Source organism: Cylindrospermum sp. FACHB-282 (assembly GCF_014697195.1).
In the GTDB taxonomy this organism is placed as follows: Bacteria; Cyanobacteriota; Cyanobacteriia; order Cyanobacteriales; family Nostocaceae; genus Cylindrospermum.
The window spans coordinates 31,392-51,720 of the sequence record NZ_JACJRJ010000033.1 but is presented as its reverse complement, the minus strand read 5'-3'; the positions used below and the strand labels follow the sequence as shown (position 1 = coordinate 51,720).

The following is a 20,329-nucleotide window of genomic DNA, read 5'->3' as shown; positions in this document are numbered from 1 at the left end:
GTCACTATTATTTTTTAGATAGTAGCTGCTGCGAATAGTGACTAAAATGAATAATTCAGGACAAAGGACAAAGGACTTTGGACACCAAACAAAAATTTTTAAGTTTTAATTTGGGAGTAAGAGATACAGCGGTAATTTCACTACAGCATATCACAGAAATTTTGCAAGTATCATTGTCAGAAGTCTGTGGTGTACCTCAGATGCCTAATTGTGTCTTGGGTATCTACAGCTGGCGTGGCGAAATGCTTTGGTTGGTTGATTTAGAGGAAATGCTAGGTTATCCACCACTTTTGCAAGGATCAAATTTTCTCTCAAGAATGATGACAATTGTGTTAGAAAGTGAGGGGAAATATTTAGGAATTTTGGTACGGCAGTTAATGGATATTGAGTGGCTGGATACCCAGCAGATGAAGCTACCAGATGCTGAATTATTTTATCCAGGAATGGCACCTTTTTTGCAAGGATACTATATTAATATTTCTGAGGACATGATTTTTAGTTTGGATGCCTTAGCGATTATCCAATCTCCCCTCTGGGTAGCTCATAGTTGAGATTTTGCTAATGGGTAATAGAGCATGGTTATTTTTTGAATTACCATGCATTTTTAGATTGAAAGTATCAAATTATTACTAATAACAATTGCTGAGGTTTGGAAAATGACAATTTTATATAGCAACAGTTCAGAAAGCGGAAATCTAGTTGCTGACACAGAATCCCTGGAAAATCAGAAGAGCGGCGTTAATATAGCAAGTGTTGCTAGCGATGAATTATCTACATTAAATGCAATTTCTCAGAAATTTAAAATTTTGCGTCAGCAATTCCAGAGTGTCGCTGCTCAAATGCGCCAAACTTCAGACAAGGAGACGCTGCTTAAAGTAATTGTAGCACAAATTAGGGAGAAGATTGCCTGCGATCGCGTATTGATCTATCACTTTACTTCTTCTGACTCTGGTAGTGTTTTAGCAGAATCTAGATCATTAGCTTGGACACCGACTCTAGGTGAAAAGCTTCCAGGCATTCTTTTTGGTTTATATAATAGTCAAGATTATATAGAACCTGTAGCAATTGATGATATCAATCTGATCCAACTCACCCCCTATCAAAGGCAACTGCTGGAGAAATTTCAAGTCAAATCTAGCCTAAGTCTACCAATTGTCATAGAGGGTAAAGTGTGGGGCTTATTGGTAGTAAACAGTTGTGCCTTAGCACGCCAGTGGCAAGAAATAGAAATCACCCTGTTATCTCAAATTACAACCGAACTGCTCTATAGATTACAAAGCTTTGAATCTGCCAAAGAATTGGCACAGCGGACACTGGCGAAAAAATCAGTAGGCAGAGTTATCAGCAAGATTTTGCAGCTACCAGATGTTGATCAGATATTTCAAACAACTACCCAAGAAGTACGCCAATTACTGAAATGCGATCGCGCCGGCGTCTATCGCTTCAAACCTGACTGGAGTGGGGAGTTTGTCGCCGAGTCCGTGGGTAATGGCTGGGTGAAAATGGTAACACCTGACTTTAAGATGGTCTGGGAAGATTCTCACTTGCAAGAAACCCAGGGAGGACGTTATGCCAAGGGTGAAAGCTTTATCGTCAATGACATTTATCAAATGGGTCATGCTCAATGTCACATTGATATTTTAGAGCAGTTTGAAATGAAAGCTTATATCATTGTGCCCATATTCTCTGGGGAACAATTATGGGGCTTACTGGCAGCTTACCAAAATTCTGGGCCTCGTGAATGGCAACCTTGGGAAGAAAACTTTTTGGCGCAAATTGGCTTGCAATTTGGTGTAGCTATTTCACAAGGAGAATATTTGGAACAGGTGCGATCGCAATCTGAACAACTAACTCAGATCGTCGAACAAGAAAAAGCTGTCACCAAGATAGTCAATCGCATCCGTCAAGCCTCAGATATGGAAAGCATCTTCAAAACAACTACTCAAGAAGTACGCCAATCACTAAGATGCGATCGCGTCGCCGTTTATCGCTTCAACCCCGACTGGGGTGGGGAATTTGTCGCTGAATCAGTGGGGAATAATTGGACAAAACTAGTAGGCCCCGGCATCAAAACGGTTTTGGATGATACCTACTTGCAAGACACCCAAGGCGGTCGCTATGCCAAAGGCGAAACCTTTACCGTAAATGATACCTATAAAGTAGGTCTTGCTCCCTGCCACATTGAAATCTTAGAACAGTTTGAAGCCAAAGCTTACATCATTGTGCCCATATTCTTAGGGGAAAAGTTGTGGGGCTTACTGGCAGCCTATCAAAATTCCGGGCCTCGTGAATGGCAATCTTGGGAAGTCAACTTTTTAGTTCAGATTGGCTTACAATTTAGCCTAGCTAAATCACAAGTTGATTATCTAGAACAAGTGCGGTTAAAAACTGAGAAACTCACTCAGATAGCCGAACAAGAGAAAGCTGTCACCAAAATAGTCAACCGCATCCGCCAAGCCTTAGATGTAGACGAAATCTTCAAAACAGCTACCCAAGAAGTACGCCAATTACTGCGATGCGATCGCGTCGGTGTCTTTCGCTTCAACCCTGACTGGACTGGCGAATTTATAGCTGAGTCAGTAGCTCAAGGTTGGGTGAAACTAGTAGGACCAGATATCAAAACAGTTTGGGAAGATATCCACTTACAAGAAACCCAAGGAGGTCGATATGCCAAAGGCGAAAGCTTCGCAGTTAACGACATCTACCAAGCAGGCCATGCTTCTTGCCACATTGAAATTTTAGAGCAATTTGAAGTCAAAGCTTATGTCATAGTTCCTGTATTCTCTGGGGAAAAATTGTGGGGCTTACTGGCAGCTTATCAAAATTCCAGCACTCGGAATTGGGAAGAAAACCAAGTCACCTTGTTAGCACGGATTGGTGATCAGTTAGGACTGGGATTGCAACAGACCGAATATTTGCAACAACTACAAGCACAATCAGCAAAACTCGAGATGGCCGCAGCACGAGAAAAGGCAGCCAAAGAATTACTCCAACAACGATCTATTCAACTTCTAACAGCCCTCAGACCCGCCCTCAAAGGCGACTTAACAGTACGAGCGCCAATTACAGAAGACGAGCTAGGCACCATCGCCGACGCCTACAATAGTACCGTGCAAGCGATGCGGCAAATTGTCATACAGGTGCAGGGAGCCGCCCAACAAGTTGCCCAAACCTCTAGCACCAGTAATACTTCACTAGCGGGACTAACTAATTTAGCAGAACAACAGTCAGCAGAAATTACTACAGCCTTAGGTGACATTCAACAAATGCTAGACTCCACCCAAGCTGTGGTAGCTAACGCCCAATTAGTGCAAATAGCGGTGCAACAAGCCAATAAAACTGTAGATTCTGGCGACATCGCCATGAACTTGACTGTCAAAGCCATCCAAGCAATTCGCGAAACCGTTGCCCAAACCAGTAAAAAGATTAAACGCCTCAGTGAATCCTCACAAAAAATCTCCAAAGTAGTAAATTTGATCAGCAATTTTGCTACACAGACAAACGTCCTAGCTCTGAATGCAGCCATTGAAGCCACCCGCGCCGGTGAATATGGCAAAGGCTTTGCCGTTGTAGCTGACGAAGTTCGTTCTTTATCTCGTCAGTCAGCAGCAGCAACTATCGAAATAGAAAAATTAGTCCAGGAGATTCAAGCAGAAACCGGGGAAGTGGCAGTAGCAATGGAAACAGGCATTCAGCAAGTAGTAGAAGGTACAAATCTTGTCAGTGAAACCCGCCAAAACTTAAATGCTATCGTTTCCGCCACTGCCGAAATTAGTCAGCTGATTGAGCGAATTACCGAAGCAACCCAAAAACAAATGGCCCAATCTGTCACAGTCACAACCTCAATGAAAGATGTAGCGGAAATTGCCAATAAAACCTTTGCCGAATCTCACGAAATCGCTGTTGTCTTCCAAGATTTATCAGGGATGGCGCAAGACTTATTAGCCACAGCCAGCAAATTCAAAGTCAATTAAACCATCAAATTAATTTGCAACTTTTGGAGGGTGGGTTACCCTATCACTAACACACCCGCCAAAACTCCTCCTCTTAAACTCCCTCTGCGACTCTGCGACTCTGCGTGAACCAAATAAAAACATTGATATCAAAAATATCTTTTAACACCACATAATCCAAAAATATGATTACAGATATTTCAATTCGCGAACAAGGCTACGGCTATTTCCTGGCCGAAGCACCAGAATTATTACAAATAATTGAACAAGAATTATTTAGCTTATCAGAAGGTTATAGCACCGCCAAAGTGCATAACCTCATGCGAGCAACTCATACAATTAAAGGTGGAGCCGCTAATGTTGGGCTAGATGTCATTAAAATGATCGCCCATTCTTTAGAAGATGTGTTTAAGGCTCTATATAGCCCAGATGTGGTAATAGATGCCGAATTGCAAACCCTCCTACTGCAAGCTTATGAGTGTCTTAGTCTGGCACTAACCGCAGAACTAACAGCAAATACTATTAATAGTGAAGAACTGCTTCAGAGATCAACAACAGTATTTGCACAGTTGCAAGAAAAATTAGGTGATGCTTTTGGTGCAGATGCTCATATTCCTACTTCCGAAGAATTGGGATTTGATATTGTCCAGTCTATCTTTGAAGTAGGAGTACAGCAACGCCTAGAAAGTATCGCTGAAACTATTAATAATCCACCAGATAACGCCGAATTTGTGAATTTTTTGCGCTCTCAAGCTGAAGTGTTTCTTGGCTTGGCACAATCTTTAGGTTTGCCTGGATTAGGAGAAATTGCCCAAACCCTGATGGCAGCATTGGCAGCCAACCCCAGTCAGGTATTACAGATTGCAGAAATTACCCTGGCTGATTTACAACAGGCACATACAGCAGTGCTAGCAGGCGATCGCACCAATGGTGGCACACCTTCTGCAAGTTGGCAAACACTGACAACATCTGCAATAAATGAGTTATCTATTACACCTGTAAGCACAAAATCTTTTGCCACCACTTTTCTGAGCAACACAGCAGACTTTTATAAATTTTTAACTATACCTGGAAAAATTAAAAATGAGCCGATAAAACCTGCAAATGCTAAGTTTTATTTAAAAGTTATTCGCTACATTTTCGGCTGGTTTAACCACTATATGGAAATACCGGAGTCACAACTATCTTTAACATTGTTGATTCCTCAAGCAGAGTTGGAAAATCCGGTAAATTATGTAGAAAATTGGCTGAAAAAATTTCTGGCTTTTGTCCAAGATCAAGAAGATAGCCAGAGTCTTCGTCTTTATCGCCAAGGTGTGATTTTAATCATCCTCCTTGCCGTTGCTAAATTTCAGTACTCAGTTGAGCAAGCTAACAGTGCTATTCCAGTAATCAAAACACTACGAAAGCACATCCGTCAATCGGCAAAAAAATATAAAAATTCCCCACCAGTGACAGCTGAAGAAAAAAATTGGCTCGGCAGTCCTAAGTTGCAAAAATTGCTCGTTTTCAAAGAAGTATCTAATCCGATATCTGCGGAAACTAACGATTCTCTCTTAGAGTCAATATGGGGAGAGGAATCTAGCCTAGATATGACCGATGATGAAGTAGCCATAACTCAGACTGTAGAAGATGTGAGAAATGATGATTATTTAGAAAGCGTTACTTCATCAGTTATTAGTGAGCAGATAGTTACAAATATTTCGGAAACAGCAATTGAAATTATTCCTGATTATACCACACAAATCAACCAGCAAATAGAAGATAAATCCTTACCTTCTCTAAATAAAAGATCTCGGCAACCTTCATTTGTGCGGGTGGATGTAGAGGGACTACAACGCCTCAATTACTTGACAGGGGAATTGCTGATTTATCAAAAACGGCGGTCTTTACAAAATGAACAAATCCAAGAACTCATTGAGCGGTTAACTCAGCAACTTACCCGACATCAAACAATTTTAAATCAACTACGGGATTTGCCATTACAGAGGCAAAATGTGGCATTGCAAAATACACAAAATGTTGCTGCTGTCAATTTTGACTCTCTGGAAATGGATGCATATACAGAATTTCAACTGACGTTACATGAAGCAATTGAGGAAACCCTACAACTACAAGAAACTACAGAGTCTCTTGACTTACTCGTGAGCCAAGCTTCTCAAATTAGTGACAAAACACATAGTTTAACTCTTGGTATTATAGATAATTTAGTAGAAGCGCGGATGTTGCCTTTAGGAAATATCCTCAATCGCTTCTCCCAGATGGTAACTAAGCTGGGTAAGGTTTATAGGAAACTTGTAGAGTTGAAACTAGGTGGTACACAAGTACTAGTAGATAAGGCGATCGCCGAAAAGCTGTATGATCCCTTGTTACACTTGGTCAGAAATGCTTTTGACCACGGTATTGAACCACCACAAATGCGCCGTGACCTTGGCAAACCAGAACAAGGTTTAATTGAAATACGCGCCTATAATCAAGGGAGTCAAACTGTTATTGAAGTCCGGGATGATGGACAGGGGTTGAATTTAGAGAGTGTTCGCAAGAGAGCTATTGAACTTCGTCTCATACCATCTGATGATGAAGCTGGAGGCTATGTTCATAACCCAACTGAAGCTGAACTTTTAGAACTGATGTTTTCACCGGGATTTTCCACCGCTGGTAAGGTAAGTGAAATTTCGGGACGCGGTATGGGGTTAGATATTGTGCGGACTCAGTTGCAAGGACTTAACGGTTCGATATCAGTTCAATCATTGCCTAACCAAGGAACAACATTCTTACTCAAAATTCCTTTTTCTATGACCACAGATAAATTAATGCTAGTCCAAGCTGGGGGTGTTGTTTATGCCATGCTGTTAGACAGCATTGAAAAAATATTAATTCCCTCTGCTCAACAAATTAGGGAATTTGAAGGCAAAAAAGTTTTGCATTGGAATACAGATCAGGATGAACAGATAGTTAGCCTCCGAAAACTTGCGGATTTAATGTACTACAATGGTTCACTGCTCAACACGACTACTCTAGATAATATCCCAACTAAGGCTGACACAGCAGCCATGAAAAATCCTGTGCTTTTACTACGGCGAAATTTAGGAATTATGGGTTTAGAAGTTGACCAAATTATTGGTGAACAAGAACTGGTAATCAGACCTTTAGGAAATGCGATCGCACCGCCAAAATATGTTTATGGTTGTAGTAGCTTGGCCAATGGCAACCTGATTTTAATCATCGATGGCACTCTGCTGGTGGAATCTAGGGAGATGCAGGCTACTCTTGAACCTCGTTCGTCAAAGAAATCAGCCTTATCAATATCGGGTTATCTCACTTCATCCACACCCTTACTTGCTGCATCCGCTGCCACAGATACTAGAGAAATTCAGCCAGGTCATTATGTAGAGGCAACTCACAAATCACCAAAAGTGGTTTTGGTGGTAGATGATGCCATTAGTCTGCGGCAAACCCTTTCTCTCACTTTACAAAAATCTGGCTATCAAGTAATACAAGCGCAAAATGGTGTGGAAGCTCTAGAACAGTTGCAGTTGCATCCTGAGATTGAAGTTGTGATCTCAGATTTGGAGATGCCGCGCATGAATGGTTTTGAGTTGTTAAGCAGTATCCGCCAAAGCCAAAATTTAGCCAAAATGCCTGTAGTAATTCTCACTTCTCGCAGTGCAGAAAAACATCGTCAGTTGGCTCAAGAATTGGGTGCAACTGCTTACTTAACCAAGCCTTATTTAGAGCATGAATTTATCTCTATTGTCAATGGTTTAAGTAACAGATATATGGAGCAATTAAATACTGCAATGATCAATCCTTAATTAACTTGTGCGAATTGCCTCGCATCTTTCTAACCCCTCTTTATTGGATTTAATCGCTCAAATACTTTACTACTCTTCTATCTGTAATCTTTTCTCCTTTTGTTACGAAATATGTGACTAATGGATAGAGATCAAATTTGCTGTTATCCTAAAATACTTTCTGGGAAGAATAATCTTACTGAATAAATTAATCTATTCCTAGATTGTTATGAAAACTTCTCTTTTTTACGGAGATGATAGCCGTAGCTTGTTTACCCAAAGCAGTACGGGTAGATACACTGAGGCAACCGTTGAGATTCTTGATGATCTCATTGAGGTGTTTCATGTCCGTAGTTAGCCTTAAAAAGATTTTTAATAAAAAAGATTTGGTATCTCTGTTTCATGAATTAGTCTATCAGCTGAAGATCACGATTGATGTTGAGTTGATAGACGGTACAAAACTGATGAGGATTGGAGAACAAACTGAGGAAAATAGATATCCAATTGAGGTAGCAGGAGACATCATCGGTTGGGTTGTTGGGGGAAAACAAGCAACCATAGTGGCGGCTTTGCTCTCGTTTCTGGCAAAACAGGAGGCTGAGAAGAAAGAACTCGCTAAAGAATTGCTGGAAAGATACCAGGAAATTGATTTATTTGAGGATATCTCAACTCAACTGACAACGAGTTTGGATAAGCGACAGATTGCCCAACTTGTGCTTCAGGAAATGAGTCAATTGATTGAATCCTCTGCGGGGATGATCTTACTCCTGAGTCCAGAGGCAACTGAGTTTGAAATCATTGCGGAATTTGGACTGTTTTTTGACCACAATCAGCCAGAACCGGGCAAGGGAATCATTGGCAGCATTGTGCAATCTGGTCGGGCAGAACTGATCAATGATGTGCAAGCCGATCCTCGATTAGAGGGGCAGAAAAACGTGAAAGCTTTGATTTGTGTACCGTTGAGAGCCAAGGAGCGGGTATTGGGTGCGATCGCCATTGGGATGCCCAAAACCGACGCCTACAAGGCTGAACACCTCAAACTCGTGAGTATCTTTGCCTCACAAACTGCGATCGCCATTGAAAAAGCTGTGCTTTACGAGCAAAGCACTCATGCCGCTGTCGAGGCAAAAGCCCAAACAGAAAGGCTTCAGCAAGCTCTCCATGAGTTGCAATTGGCACAAGCCCAATTAATCCAAAGCGAGAAAATGTCGAGTTTGGGGCAACTTATTGCCGGAGTAGCCCACGAAATCAACAACCCGGTTAACTTTATTTGCGGTAATTTGAGGTATGTTGCCGAGTACGCTCAAGGCTTGTTGCACCTGCTGCAAGAATATCAGAAATACTTACCTATTGTGCCCCCAGAGATAGAACTAGAGTTAGAGACTATCGATCTGGAATTTATCATCCAGGATCTCCCCAAACTGCTGGATTCGATGAAGTTGGGCACTGATCGGATTGTGGAAATTGTACAATCCCTGAAAAACTTCTCTCGCCATGACGAAGCAGAAATGAAAGCCGTCAACATCCACGATGGCATCGATGGGACGCTGATGATTCTTCACCATCGCCTGAAAGCATCTATTCGCCGACCGAAAATTGAAATTGTTAAAGACTATGGCAAACTTCCCCTAATTGAATGCTACCCCGGACAGTTGAATCAGGTATTCATGAACGTCCTGGCAAATGCCATTGATGCTCTAGAGGAGGGAATGGACAATCAGGAAATATCCCCCTCTACTGCCCAAATCACCATTCGTACTGAAGTCCTCGACAATCAGTTTGTGGTGATTCGCATTGCCGATAACGGCCCAGGAATGAAGGAGGATGTCATCCAACACATTTACGATCCCTTCTTCACCACAAAAGAGGTTGGCAAGGGAACCGGATTGGGCATGGCCATCAGTTACCAAATTGTTGTGCACAGACACCAGGGATTTATCAAGTGTCGTTCCCAATCAGGTGAAGGGACAGAATTCTGGATTCAGATTCCGGTGAATTGTTCAGTGGTGAACGCTGTTGAAAATCACAATTTGGCGATCGCTACGAACACAATCGAATTATCCCCCACTGCCGATGCAGACGGTTTCATTTCCTCAACAACTCCAATGCTCAAACCAACTGATCTACTAATACGCCATAATCAACTGATTCAGCGACTTTCAGAGCAGAGTCCAAAGATTGGCGCTGCATCACCTGAGCAAATTTACCAGATATTCCAACGTCACCCAATTTCGTTAAAGCTCTACGCCACCTTGTTGTCTTGGTTCTGTTGTCCTAACCCTACCCACATCGACCAAGAAGGAAACCAAAATCATGTCTAGCCAACTTGATGAATACAGCCGTCAGCTATTTGAACAATGTCCCGTTGGGCTGGTACTGTGCCGAATGGATGGAACCCTGATTGACATCAATCCCGCCTATGCTGCCATTTTGGGGCGTACTATTCCGGAAACCCTAAGCCTGAGCCACCAGCAGCTTACCCCTGAAAAGTATGCCAGAGCCGATCAAGCTTTAGTAGAGACCCTGATCCAGACTGGTCGTTATGGGCCCTATGAGAAAGAGTATATCCACAAAGACGGGCATCTAGTTCCCATTAGGCTGTCTGGGCAGCTGATTGAAAAGGATGGAGAGTGCTTGATCTGGTCGAGTGTAGAGGATATCAGCGACCTCCGACGCGCCCAGCATGAACGTCTACATACCGAACAAATCCTGAAACAGAGTGAAGCACGATATCGCTCTCTGGTAACTGCAACTACACAAATTGTCTGGGTATCTACACCAGCAGGAATTTGCTTTGAACTGGCCAGCTGGATAGCTTATACGGGTCAAAGTTTAGCTGAAGCTGAAAACGGAGGCTGGATTGATGCCGTTCATCCTGACGATCGCGATCGCACAGCCCTTGTTTGGGGTGAAGCTGTGGCCAACCGCAGCCTCTATGAAGTAGAATACCGGATTCGTGGCCAAGACGGCTCTTACCGCCACTTTTTTGTTTGTGGTGCCCCCGTCCTAGCAGCAGACGGCAGCATCCGTGAATGGGTTGGCACCTGCACCGATATTCACGAACGCAAGCTAGCAGAAGCCGAAAATCAGCGTCTCATGGAGATGTTAAATCATTCTAGCGATGCGATTATTGTCCGCGACATGAGCAACAAAATCTCATACTGGAATCAAGGTGCAGAGACACTCTACGGCTGGACTCGAGAGTTCGTGAAAGACCAATACATTCACACATTTCTCAAAAAAACCTTTCCAAAACCAAAAGAAGCCGTTATGGCGGAGTTTTTACAGCAGGGCAGTTGGGAAGGAGAAGTGGAACACATCACCCGCAACGGCAGAACCATAACGGTTCAGAGCCGCTGGACTTTGCAACGCGATTTATCCGGTCAACCCTGTGCCATGCTAGAAATTAATACTGATATTACTGCTCGCAAACAAGCAGAAATCGCTCTGCGGCAACTAAATCAGGAACTGGAAGCCAGAGTTGCCGAACGAACATCTGCCCTGCAAAATACCTTAGCAGAAGCCCAGGGGTTAAATGCCATTTTAGATAACTTAGCGGATGGTTTGTTGGTGGCAGACATCGCAGGACTGATCACTCACTTCAATCCTGCCTTTTTAGCCATGCATGGATTGACAGCCACCGCCCTCAAAGGTCACTACCGGGAACTGCCGATATCCGGTTTAGCAGACCTGATTGAACGAACGAAATCTCATCCCGGAGAGGTGTTCGCTGCTGAAGTTGCACTGGCAAAGGAACGCATTGGTCATGCAGTGGCAACAGCCATCTTTAAAAAGACGGCAGCCAATGAACCCACTGTCTGCTTCGGTTCTGCGTTGCTGATTCGGGATGTGACGGCAGAAAAGGAGATTGACAAAATGAAGACAGACTTCATCTCCACGGTTTCCCACGAGTTAAGGACACCATTAACTTCTGTCCTCGGTTTTGCGTCCATCATTAAAGAAAAGCTGGAAACTGATGTCTTCCCAATACTTTCTACCGAAGACCGCAAGCTTCAGAAAACGATCAAGCGGGTGGGTGACAATCTCAACATTATTGTGTTGGAAGCAGAACGGCTCACGTCTTTAATTAACGATGTTTTAGATATCGCCAAGATGGAAGCAGGTAAAGTGGAATGGCAGATGCAGCCCCTCGACCCAAGCGAGTTATTAGATTGGGCAACCAAGTCTACAGCCGGGTTGTTTGAAACCAATGGCTTGCAGTTGGTGAGAGAGATTGAACTCGGACTGCCTCAGATAATAGGCGATCGCAATCGGCTGCTGCAAGTCCTCATCAACCTGATTTCCAATGCCGTTAAATTCACTGAATCTGGTTCTGTCATCTGCCGCGTCAAACAAGAAAACGACGGTGTATGCATCAGCATTATTGACACAGGCGTTGGCATTGTACCTGAAGACCAGCCAAAAGTGTTTGAGAAATTCCGCCAAGTTGGTGACACCCTCACCGACAAACCCAAGGGTACAGGGTTAGGACTGCCTATCTGCAAACAAATCATCGATCATCACGGTGGTAGAATCTGGGTGGAGAGTGAACCAGGCAAGGGCAGTACCTTCTCGTTTATCGTTCCCACCTACGTCAGCGATGCCTACTCTGGCGACCAAAGCTATCGCAAAACCAGTACCAGTCTAAATCTAAATGCCCTGGTCAAACAACTCAAAGAACACGTCATCACCACAAACGCTGTGCAGAATGAAAACCGCAAAACCATTTTGGTGGTAGATGATGATGTCAACATTCGGGAACTGCTCCGTCAACAACTGGAAAACGAAGGTTACAATGTTCGGGAAGCAAAAGACGGTGTGGATGCGATTCATCAAATCAAAACAGTCCGTCCCGATTTGATTCTTCTGGACGTAATGATGCCTCAAATCAACGGCTTTGATGTGGCAGCCGTCCTTAAAAATGATCCCCAGACCGCAGATATTCCGATCATCATTCTGTCAATTATTGAAAACAAGGAACGGGGCTATCACATTGGCATTGATCGCTATCTTACCAAGCCGATCAACACAGAGAAACTCCTCAACGAAATTGGCTCACTGCTTTCCCAAGGTACTTCCAGCAAAAAGGTCTTGGTTGTCGATAAAAATGCTTCAACCTTAAAAACCATATCAGATGTGCTGCAAACTCAGGGATACAGTGTGATTGAAGCCTCCAACCCACAAGAATGCATCCATAAAGCCTTGTCAGCTAAACCTGACATGATCATCATCGATTCTATCTTCTCTCAAGAAACAGACCTAGTCAAAGCCCTACGGTTTGAAAAGGAGTTGGAGAATGTATTCTTCATTATTTTGTCTGATCACTAATTGCATCAACTGGGGATTGGGGACTGGGGACTGGAAAATTCTCCTAAACCATAATCCCTATTTCTCAATCCCTAAACCTAATCCCTTAGGACTTACGCATTGACAAAAAATGCTAAATATGTAGGCTGGCTTTATTCATTGAAAATCTTAATCCGTGCGTTAGGGAACGCACGCTACGAGTAGGATGCGTCAAGAGACCCATCAAAACACCATTAAAAAAGCCCAAAATTAGGATGAATTTCCAAAGGAAGTAAGTCCTATCCAAAATCCAAAATCCAAAATCGTATGACCCAAAAAATTCTGATTGTTGACGATGAACCTAATATCTTGATTTTGATGGAACAAGCCCTAGAAGCATTAGAAGACGAGGGGGTTGAGCTTCTAACTGCTAAAAATGGAGAAGAAGCTCTCGAAATGATTAAAATTGAAAAACCAGATTTGGTTTTTCTTGATGTGATGATGCCTAAAATGAATGGTCTGAAAGTCTGCCAAATCGTTAAACACGACTGGCAAATGACTGACATCTACATCGTGATCTTGACAGCTAAAGGACAGGAATTTGATAAACAAAAAGGAATTGAGGTTGGTGCAGATTTATATCTAACTAAACCATTCCGCCCCAAAGAAGTCCTTGAAAAATCAAAGCAGGTGTTGGGATTTTGAGGCAATGTCCACGACAAAAAGTGGTTTTTGTCCAACAGGTTCTATCGCTTCGGTAGTTCCTCGCCAAACTTAATCAAAAGTGCGATCGCCATACTCACAAGCATAATTAATGTCATACTCAAAGCTGAACCAAATCCCCAGTTTTGAGTAGCTCCGAGAAACTGGTTATACACTAACCGCGCTGCTGTCATACTCGAAGCACCACCGAGTAATTCGGGATCAACAAAATCACCTAATGCGGTGATGAATACAAGCATAGAACCAGCAGTAATTCCTGGCAAAGTTTGGGGTACGGTCACTTGCCAAAAAGTTTGCACTGGATTTGCACCTAAATCAGCGGCTGCTTCTAGCAACTGTTTGTCTAGCTTTTCTAAAGAAGCATATAAAACCAAAACCATGTAGGGTAGTAAGCTGTAACTCATACCAATTAATACAGATGGATTTCGGTTAAGTAATTCTAAAGCAGGTAAGCCTAAATTCGTTAGTATACTGTTTAATAAACCAGTCGGACGCAGAATAGTAATCCAAGCATAGGAGCGCAATAAGGAGGAAGTCCATAAAGGCAAGACAAAGCCTAATAGCAGCAAATTTCGCCAGCGCTTTGGTGCCATTTGAGCAATCCAATAAGACACGGGAAAACCCAAGATTAAACAAATGATTGTAGTACTGACTGCCAAAAACAGTGAGCGTAAGATTACTTGTAAATAAATGGGATCAAGTATCTGGATGTAGTTGCTAAATCCACTGGGATTGACTATATCTCCCGGTCGAATGTCTGGGACTAAACTCAACTCAAAAATAATCAATGTTGGCAGCACTAGCAAAAGGAATAACCAAATGCCGGCTGGTGCAAGTAATGCCAAGGGTGAGAGCCAGTCTATTTGTGGGCGTAATTTTTGGATTTTGGCAATTTTGCCAGGGGAATCTAGGGGAGAATTATGAATTTGTGTAGACACAAGCCTGATTTCTAGATTTGTAATTTAAGTTAGCTGCTGGTTAATTGAGTCCAATAACGCTGGTAAACTTCTTCATATTTGCCTAAAGGAATAACCCGTTCACATTTTTCTAAACTTGACGCGGGAGGAAATAAATATGTATCTTCTTGTATTCTCGTTGGTAATAACTCAAATGCGGCTCTATTCGGTGTAGCAATGTTCAAACGTTCAGTGAATTGGGCTGATACTTCTGGTTGTAAAATCCAGTTAATCCAAGCATAAGCGCCAGCTAAATTAGGAGCATCTTTGGGAATTATCAGATTGTCAGTCCATAATGTTGAACCACTGCGAGGAATCACAAATTTTAGTTTGGGGTTTTCTCTGGACATTTTCACCGCATCTCCTGAGTAACACATTGCCAGGAGTAAATCTCCTGCCAAAAGTTGGTTTTGCCAAGCATCGGTGTCAAAGGCAGAAACTGCTGGTTTCAGGGCTTTCAACTTTTCATAAGCTTGTTTGATTTCTGTTTCATTTTGCGAATTATAAGAGTATCCCAGCATCCGCAGTGTTGCCCCTATTACCTCCCGGAGATCATTGAGTAAAGTCATCCGCTTATTAAGTTTTTCTTTGTTTTGCCAAAGATAATCCCAATCTTCTGGTGCGGTTTCGAGTTTTTCAGAATTATAAATTAACCCTGTTGTACCCCAATTAAAGGGAACGCTGTATCTGTTATGAGGATCATAACTAGGGTTCTGAAACTGGGGGTATAAATTATCTAATCCGACTAAGCGATCGTGATTTATTTCTGTTAATAAATCTTGATCCAACATCTTCTGCACTGCGATGTCAGATGGATAGATGATGCTGTAAGTACCACCTCCCCCGACTTGCAGCTTCGTCAGCATGACATCGTTGGAATCGTACACATCTGCCAAAACTTTCATGCCAGTTTGGGCGCTAAATGCTGCTAGTAATTCTTTATCAGTATATTGTGACCAGGTAAAGATATACAGTTGCTCACGTTGACCAGCAGTAGGAGAATTAGTTCGTATATTAGCAAGCCTCCAGCCACAACCAGCTAACGACAAACTACCAAGTGCTGCCATCTCTTTTAAAAATTGCCGTCTGTTAGTCATTAGTCACTGGCCATTTATCATTTGTGATTAGTTTTCTGCCAATTTATCAACCCGTAATTTTGGAATACTAGCTAGACATCTATAGACTATGGATTTTTGACTCTTGACTAATAGCTAAACAGTCAGTTTCTGTCCACCAAGCGTAGATGGTTGTGTCACGGTTTGGCAAAGTACCAAAGGTATTTGGTTGCAAAACACTGATGCTGATGCCGTTAGTCAACTCAACAACATAATTAACATGAGTACCTAAATACATGACATTGACAAGCCGTCCTTCAAAGCAGTTTGTTGGTATATTGGGTTGATAAAGCGAGAGCTGAATTTTTTCTGGACGGACGCTGACTACGACTACTTGCGATAATTCAGTTGGTGTATCTTCAGAGCGGCTGACAACAATTGTGAGTCCGGTTTTTGTGACAATTTTCACGTAAGTGGAGTCTATCGCCGCGATTTCACCGCTGAATAAGTTAGTATCGCCAATAAAATCAGCGACAAAGGATGTTTGGGGCTGTTCGTATATTTGGCTGGGAGTGCCGACTTGCTCGATTTTGCCTTGATTCATCACAGCAATGCGATCGCTCAAGGACAGTGCTTCCTCTTGGTCGTGTGTCACCATGATAAAAGTCAATCCCAAGTCTTTGTGTAAATTTGATAACTCAACCTGCATTTCCTTGCGGAGTTTTAAATCTAACGCCCCCAGGGGTTCATCCAGTAGCAAAACGGCGGGACGGTTGACCAAGGCCCTTGCCAAAGCTACTCGTTGCTGTTGACCACCAGAAAGTTGATTGGGAACGCGCGATCGCAAAGTTTCCATTTTCACCAGCTTTAAAGCTTCTGTAACTCGGCTGTCAATTTCTGATTTGCGTAATTTTTTTAACCGCAGCCCAAAAGCGATGTTATCCCACACATTCAGGTGATTGAACAGCGCATAGCTTTGAAATACAGTATTGACAGGTCGGCGGTAAGGGGGCACATTAGTCATGGACTGACCCCGAATCAATAACTTGCCAGCGTCAGCCGTTTCAAATCCAGCAATTAAGCGCAGTGTGGTTGTCTTACCACAACCGGAGGGACCCAGGATACTAAAAAATTCTCCCTGTCTGACATCCAAATCTACACCATGTACTGCTGGTTCTTGGTTGAAAAACTTGAATACGTTACGCAGTTCAACATCTAGCGGCTGAAAACTTGTTATCCCCCTCTGATTTTGCATCACAGTTTGAGCCATAATCCTCAGTAGAATGCCGTGATCTTACGAGACTTAGTCTATTAATGTAGTCTATTAAGCAGACTACAGGTGACTCTTTGGTTTATTGTATCTGCCAAAAACAATAGATTAGGAATATACACCCCCATTGTTTAATTTTCAATACCGGGTAGCATCTGCGAATAATTTTATACAGTTAATGCCAATTTCCGAATCTTTCTTTGTCTTATGGCTATATTACCAACATCCTTACTTACTAGCAAAAAAGATACCCGTACCGTCGGGCGTGGTTTCCAGTCAATATTTTTAATTATATTTACCCTAGTGATGACTTCGGCACTCGGTACTCGTTTAGCATATTTGCAAATTGCTGAAGGGCCAAAACTCCGGCAGCGTGCAGAGGCTAATCGGATTCGGATGATTCTCAAACAGCCGGAACGGGGCAATATTTTTGACCGTAAAGGCAAACTTTTAGCTAGTACTCGCTATCCTCGGTCTGTATATCTCTGGCCGATGGCACATACTAAGCCCTCATGGTCAGTTGTCGGCCCAGGTCTAGGAAAAATTCTCGACATCCCCCAAGAAGAGATGGAAGTAGATGGTGCAGGCCGCCCCATCCGGGTTTTGGGAGACAAACAGGCAAAGGCTGGAAATGATTTACACTTAACTATAGATTTGGATTTGCAAAAGGCAGCAGGCAAAGCTTTAGGAAAATACCAAAGTGCGATCGTCGCCATCGATCCAAATAACGGCGCTGTCTTAGCAATGGCATCTCACCCCACCTTTGACCCATATATCTTTTCCAAGCAAAAACTCTCCGAAAAAGACTGGAAAAGCGTCCAAGGTAAAGATCATTTACCTGAAAATCGCTGTAAGTTGGGCTTTGATGCTTCCTCCTCCCTCGCTAATTCAGCATCCCCCCTAGAGCTAGAATTATCAGGAAAATGCCCTGCTTGTAAGTACTATGGCTAACTAGTAGAATATGTTGAGTAGACGAAATCTTAGATTTTTGTCTATTCTTTGTATTGGAAATATTTCACAAAAGCTAGGCTCTTTCGGTTGATTGTCTGCTTAAAACGCAGCACAATTCTAGCACTATTGTATATAGGTAATCCTAATTTTGAAATTCTGTTTAATCTTATGACCTTGTTGCAACCATCCCCACTGAGCAGCCAAAAAAATACACGTACAGTTGGCCGGAATTTACAGCCGCTATTTTTAATCATATTTACCTTATTGATGACATCGGGAATAGGGGTTCGTTTGGCATATTTACAAATTATTGAAGGAGCACACCACCGAAAGCGGGCAGAGGCGAACCGGATTCGGATGATTCCCAAACAACCGGAACGGGGAAACGTTTTTGACCGCAATGGCAAACTTTTAGCTAGCACTCGCTATCCCCGGTCTGTATATTTATGGCCAATGGCACATACTAAGCCTTCATGGTCAGTTGTCGGCCCGCGTCTGGCGAAAATTCTCGATATCCCCCAAGATGAAATGGAAGAGAAACTAGAAAAGGCTGGTGCTAACTCTTCTTCTCTCATCCGCATTGCTCGCGACCTGAATGAAGCCGAAATCACGGCTTTGAAGGAGTATACAAACGAACTGCCTGATGTGGAAATTCATACGGAAGCTGTTCGTTATTATCCCCACGGTAAGGAATTGGCCCATATACTCGGCTACACTCGTGAACTGACTGCTGAACAGTTAGAAGAAAAGAAGCCCTTCGGCTACCGTCTGGGAGATGTAATTGGTCAGATGGGGGTGGAAAAGGCTTATGAGCAAACCCTGCGGGGAGAATGGGGTGGTCAGCAGGTAGAAGTGGATGGTGCTGGTAGACCACTCCGGGTGTTGGGAGAGAAACAGGCAAAAGCTGGTAAAGATTTGCACTTGACGATAGATTTGGAGATGCAAAAGGCTGCTCAAAAAGCTTTAGGGAATCGCAACGGTGCGATCGTTGCCCTTGACCCCAAAAATGGTGCTGTCTTAGCAATGGTGTCTTACCCCACCTTCGACCCCAATATTTTCTCTAAGCAAAAACTCTCCCAAAAAGATTGGAAAACTGTCCAAGGTGACGAGCATCCTTTGGTCAATCGCGCCCTCAGTGCCTTTCCCCCCGCTAGTACTTTTAAAATTGTCACCACCACAGCGGGGCTGGAATCAGGTAAATTTTCTCCTAACACCGTGTTGCAAACCTACGGTTCTTTAACTATTGGTGGTACCCGTTTTGGTGAGTGGAATCATGCCGGATTTGGCCCCTTAGGTTTTACAGGGGCGATGGCTATGAGTAGTGATACTTTCTTTTATCAAATTGGTCGAGCGGTTGGCGGGCCTAGTTTGATTGAATGGACTCGCAAATATGGATTTGGTCAAAAAACCGGCTTTGAGTTCGCCTCAGAAGAAGCGAAAGGTTTAGTTCCTGATGAGACTTGGAAGCAGAAAGTTTTTAAAATGCCTTGGACTGTAGGTGATAGCATTAATATGTCAATTGGTCAAGGTGCTTTACAAACTACTCCTCTGCAAGTAGCTGTGATGTTCGCTGTACCTGCTAATGGTGGTTATCGCGTTAAGCCCCATTTGCTCAAAGATAATGAAGACGCAAGAAGCTGGCGGGAATCGCTAAATATGAAGCCAGAAACTATCAAAGTTCTCCAACAGGGGTTGCGGAAGGTGGTGTCTGATGGTACGGGTAAGACTTTGAAACAGCCAACCCTTCCTCCAGTTGCTGGTAAAAGTGGCACGGCGGAAGCTTGGAGGCGTGGTGTGAAAGAAAATCACGCTTGGTTTGGTGCTTATGCTCCCGCTGATAAACCAGAAATTTTGATTGTCGCTTTTGCTGAACATTCTGGAGGTGGCGGTGGTAGCGTAGCTGCACCAATGATTTTAGATGTGATGGAAGGATATTTTTCGCGGAAGTATCCAGGGAAATATAAGAAATAACTTTTAGCAACAAGATCCCCAAGTTTAGATCCCCGACTTCTCTAAGAAGTCGGGGATCTGAAGGATCTGAACATTTTAAGTAGCATATTTTACTATTTATACATTGTGTTGATAGTCACTTATTGAGAATATTTTCGTCATTATTGACAATTTTAAAAGTGGTGTCGATTAGGGGGTCTGAAACCCTTTCTCAGCAAGGTTTCCAAAGGTGAACTCTTTACATAACCACTTCTCCCTAACGGGGATGGAAACGTTATCAAGCCCCAGCGCCTCAGTTATGGCCACGGTTAAACGAAGTGAAACCCAAAAATTTAGGACTTAACGGACAGGAAATGGCAAATATGGGGTGTGGTTTGTGTGATTAAAAGTT

General features: G+C 43.0%; 11 protein-coding genes and 1 pseudogene. 9 read left to right on the top strand and 3 right to left on the bottom strand.

The genetic code is table 11. The features are described 5' to 3' along the window. The first annotated feature begins 77 nt into the window (after positions 1-77). The 7 genes from H6G32_RS17300 (at position 78) to H6G32_RS17275 (ending at position 13,738) form a co-directional block, all read left to right on the top strand. Complete coding sequence (locus H6G32_RS17300) at positions 78-551, top strand: chemotaxis protein CheW (RefSeq protein ID WP_190460498.1); 474 nt, start codon at positions 78-80, stop codon at positions 549-551. A gap of 105 nt (positions 552-656) precedes the next feature. Beyond that, positions 657-3,974: a GAF domain-containing protein gene (locus tag H6G32_RS17295; protein WP_190460497.1), complete on the top strand. Its 3,318-nt coding sequence runs from the start codon at positions 657-659 to the stop codon at positions 3,972-3,974. A gap of 164 nt (positions 3,975-4,138) precedes the next feature. Beyond that, positions 4,139-7,768, top strand: coding sequence for a hybrid sensor histidine kinase/response regulator (locus H6G32_RS17290; RefSeq protein ID WP_190460494.1), 3,630 nt, complete (start codon positions 4,139-4,141; stop codon positions 7,766-7,768). A gap of 208 nt (positions 7,769-7,976) precedes the next feature. Then, positions 7,977-8,105, top strand: a complete 129-nt coding sequence (locus H6G32_RS27135) for a hypothetical protein (protein WP_255502444.1) — start codon at positions 7,977-7,979, stop codon at positions 8,103-8,105. Further along, positions 8,092-10,068: a sensor histidine kinase gene (locus tag H6G32_RS17285; protein WP_190460492.1), complete on the top strand. Its 1,977-nt coding sequence runs from the start codon at positions 8,092-8,094 to the stop codon at positions 10,066-10,068. The genes H6G32_RS27135 and H6G32_RS17285 overlap by 14 nt, the downstream gene beginning before the upstream one ends. Beyond that, positions 10,061-13,075, top strand: a complete 3,015-nt coding sequence (locus H6G32_RS17280; RefSeq protein ID WP_190460490.1) for a PAS domain S-box protein — start codon at positions 10,061-10,063, stop codon at positions 13,073-13,075. Before H6G32_RS17285 ends, H6G32_RS17280 begins: the two co-directional genes overlap by 8 nt. Before the next feature lie 285 nt (positions 13,076-13,360). Further along, positions 13,361-13,738: a response regulator transcription factor gene (locus tag H6G32_RS17275; RefSeq protein ID WP_190460488.1), complete on the top strand. Its 378-nt coding sequence runs from the start codon at positions 13,361-13,363 to the stop codon at positions 13,736-13,738. A 41-nt stretch (positions 13,739-13,779) separates the two neighbouring features. Here the strand turns inward: H6G32_RS17275 and H6G32_RS17270 are convergent, their stop codons facing one another. The 3 genes from H6G32_RS17270 to H6G32_RS17260 all read right to left on the bottom strand — a co-directional run bounded on the left by H6G32_RS17270 (position 13,780) and on the right by H6G32_RS17260 (position 17,037). Continuing rightward, positions 13,780-14,694, bottom strand: a complete 915-nt coding sequence (locus H6G32_RS17270) for an ABC transporter permease (protein WP_190460486.1) — start codon at positions 14,692-14,694, stop codon at positions 13,780-13,782. A gap of 29 nt (positions 14,695-14,723) precedes the next feature. Beyond that, on the bottom strand, positions 14,724-15,809 hold the full coding sequence (locus H6G32_RS17265; RefSeq protein ID WP_190460485.1) for an ABC transporter substrate-binding protein: 1,086 nt from the start codon (positions 15,807-15,809) through the stop codon (positions 14,724-14,726). 79 nt (positions 15,810-15,888) lie between these two features. Next, on the bottom strand, positions 15,889-17,037 hold the full coding sequence (locus tag H6G32_RS17260) for an ABC transporter ATP-binding protein (protein WP_190460483.1): 1,149 nt from the start codon (positions 17,035-17,037) through the stop codon (positions 15,889-15,891). A 207-nt stretch (positions 17,038-17,244) separates the two neighbouring features. On the opposite strand from H6G32_RS17260, the pseudogene H6G32_RS17255 reads away from it, so the two are divergent. Together H6G32_RS17255 and mrdA are read left to right on the top strand one after the other, a co-directional pair. Beyond that, a pseudogene (locus H6G32_RS17255) lies at positions 17,245-17,961 on the top strand (hypothetical protein); the annotation flags it as partial. A 195-nt stretch (positions 17,962-18,156) separates the two neighbouring features. Continuing rightward, positions 18,157-19,959, top strand: a complete 1,803-nt coding sequence (gene mrdA / locus H6G32_RS17250; RefSeq protein ID WP_190460482.1) for a penicillin-binding protein 2 — start codon at positions 18,157-18,159, stop codon at positions 19,957-19,959. The last annotated feature ends 370 nt before the right edge of the window (positions 19,960-20,329 follow it).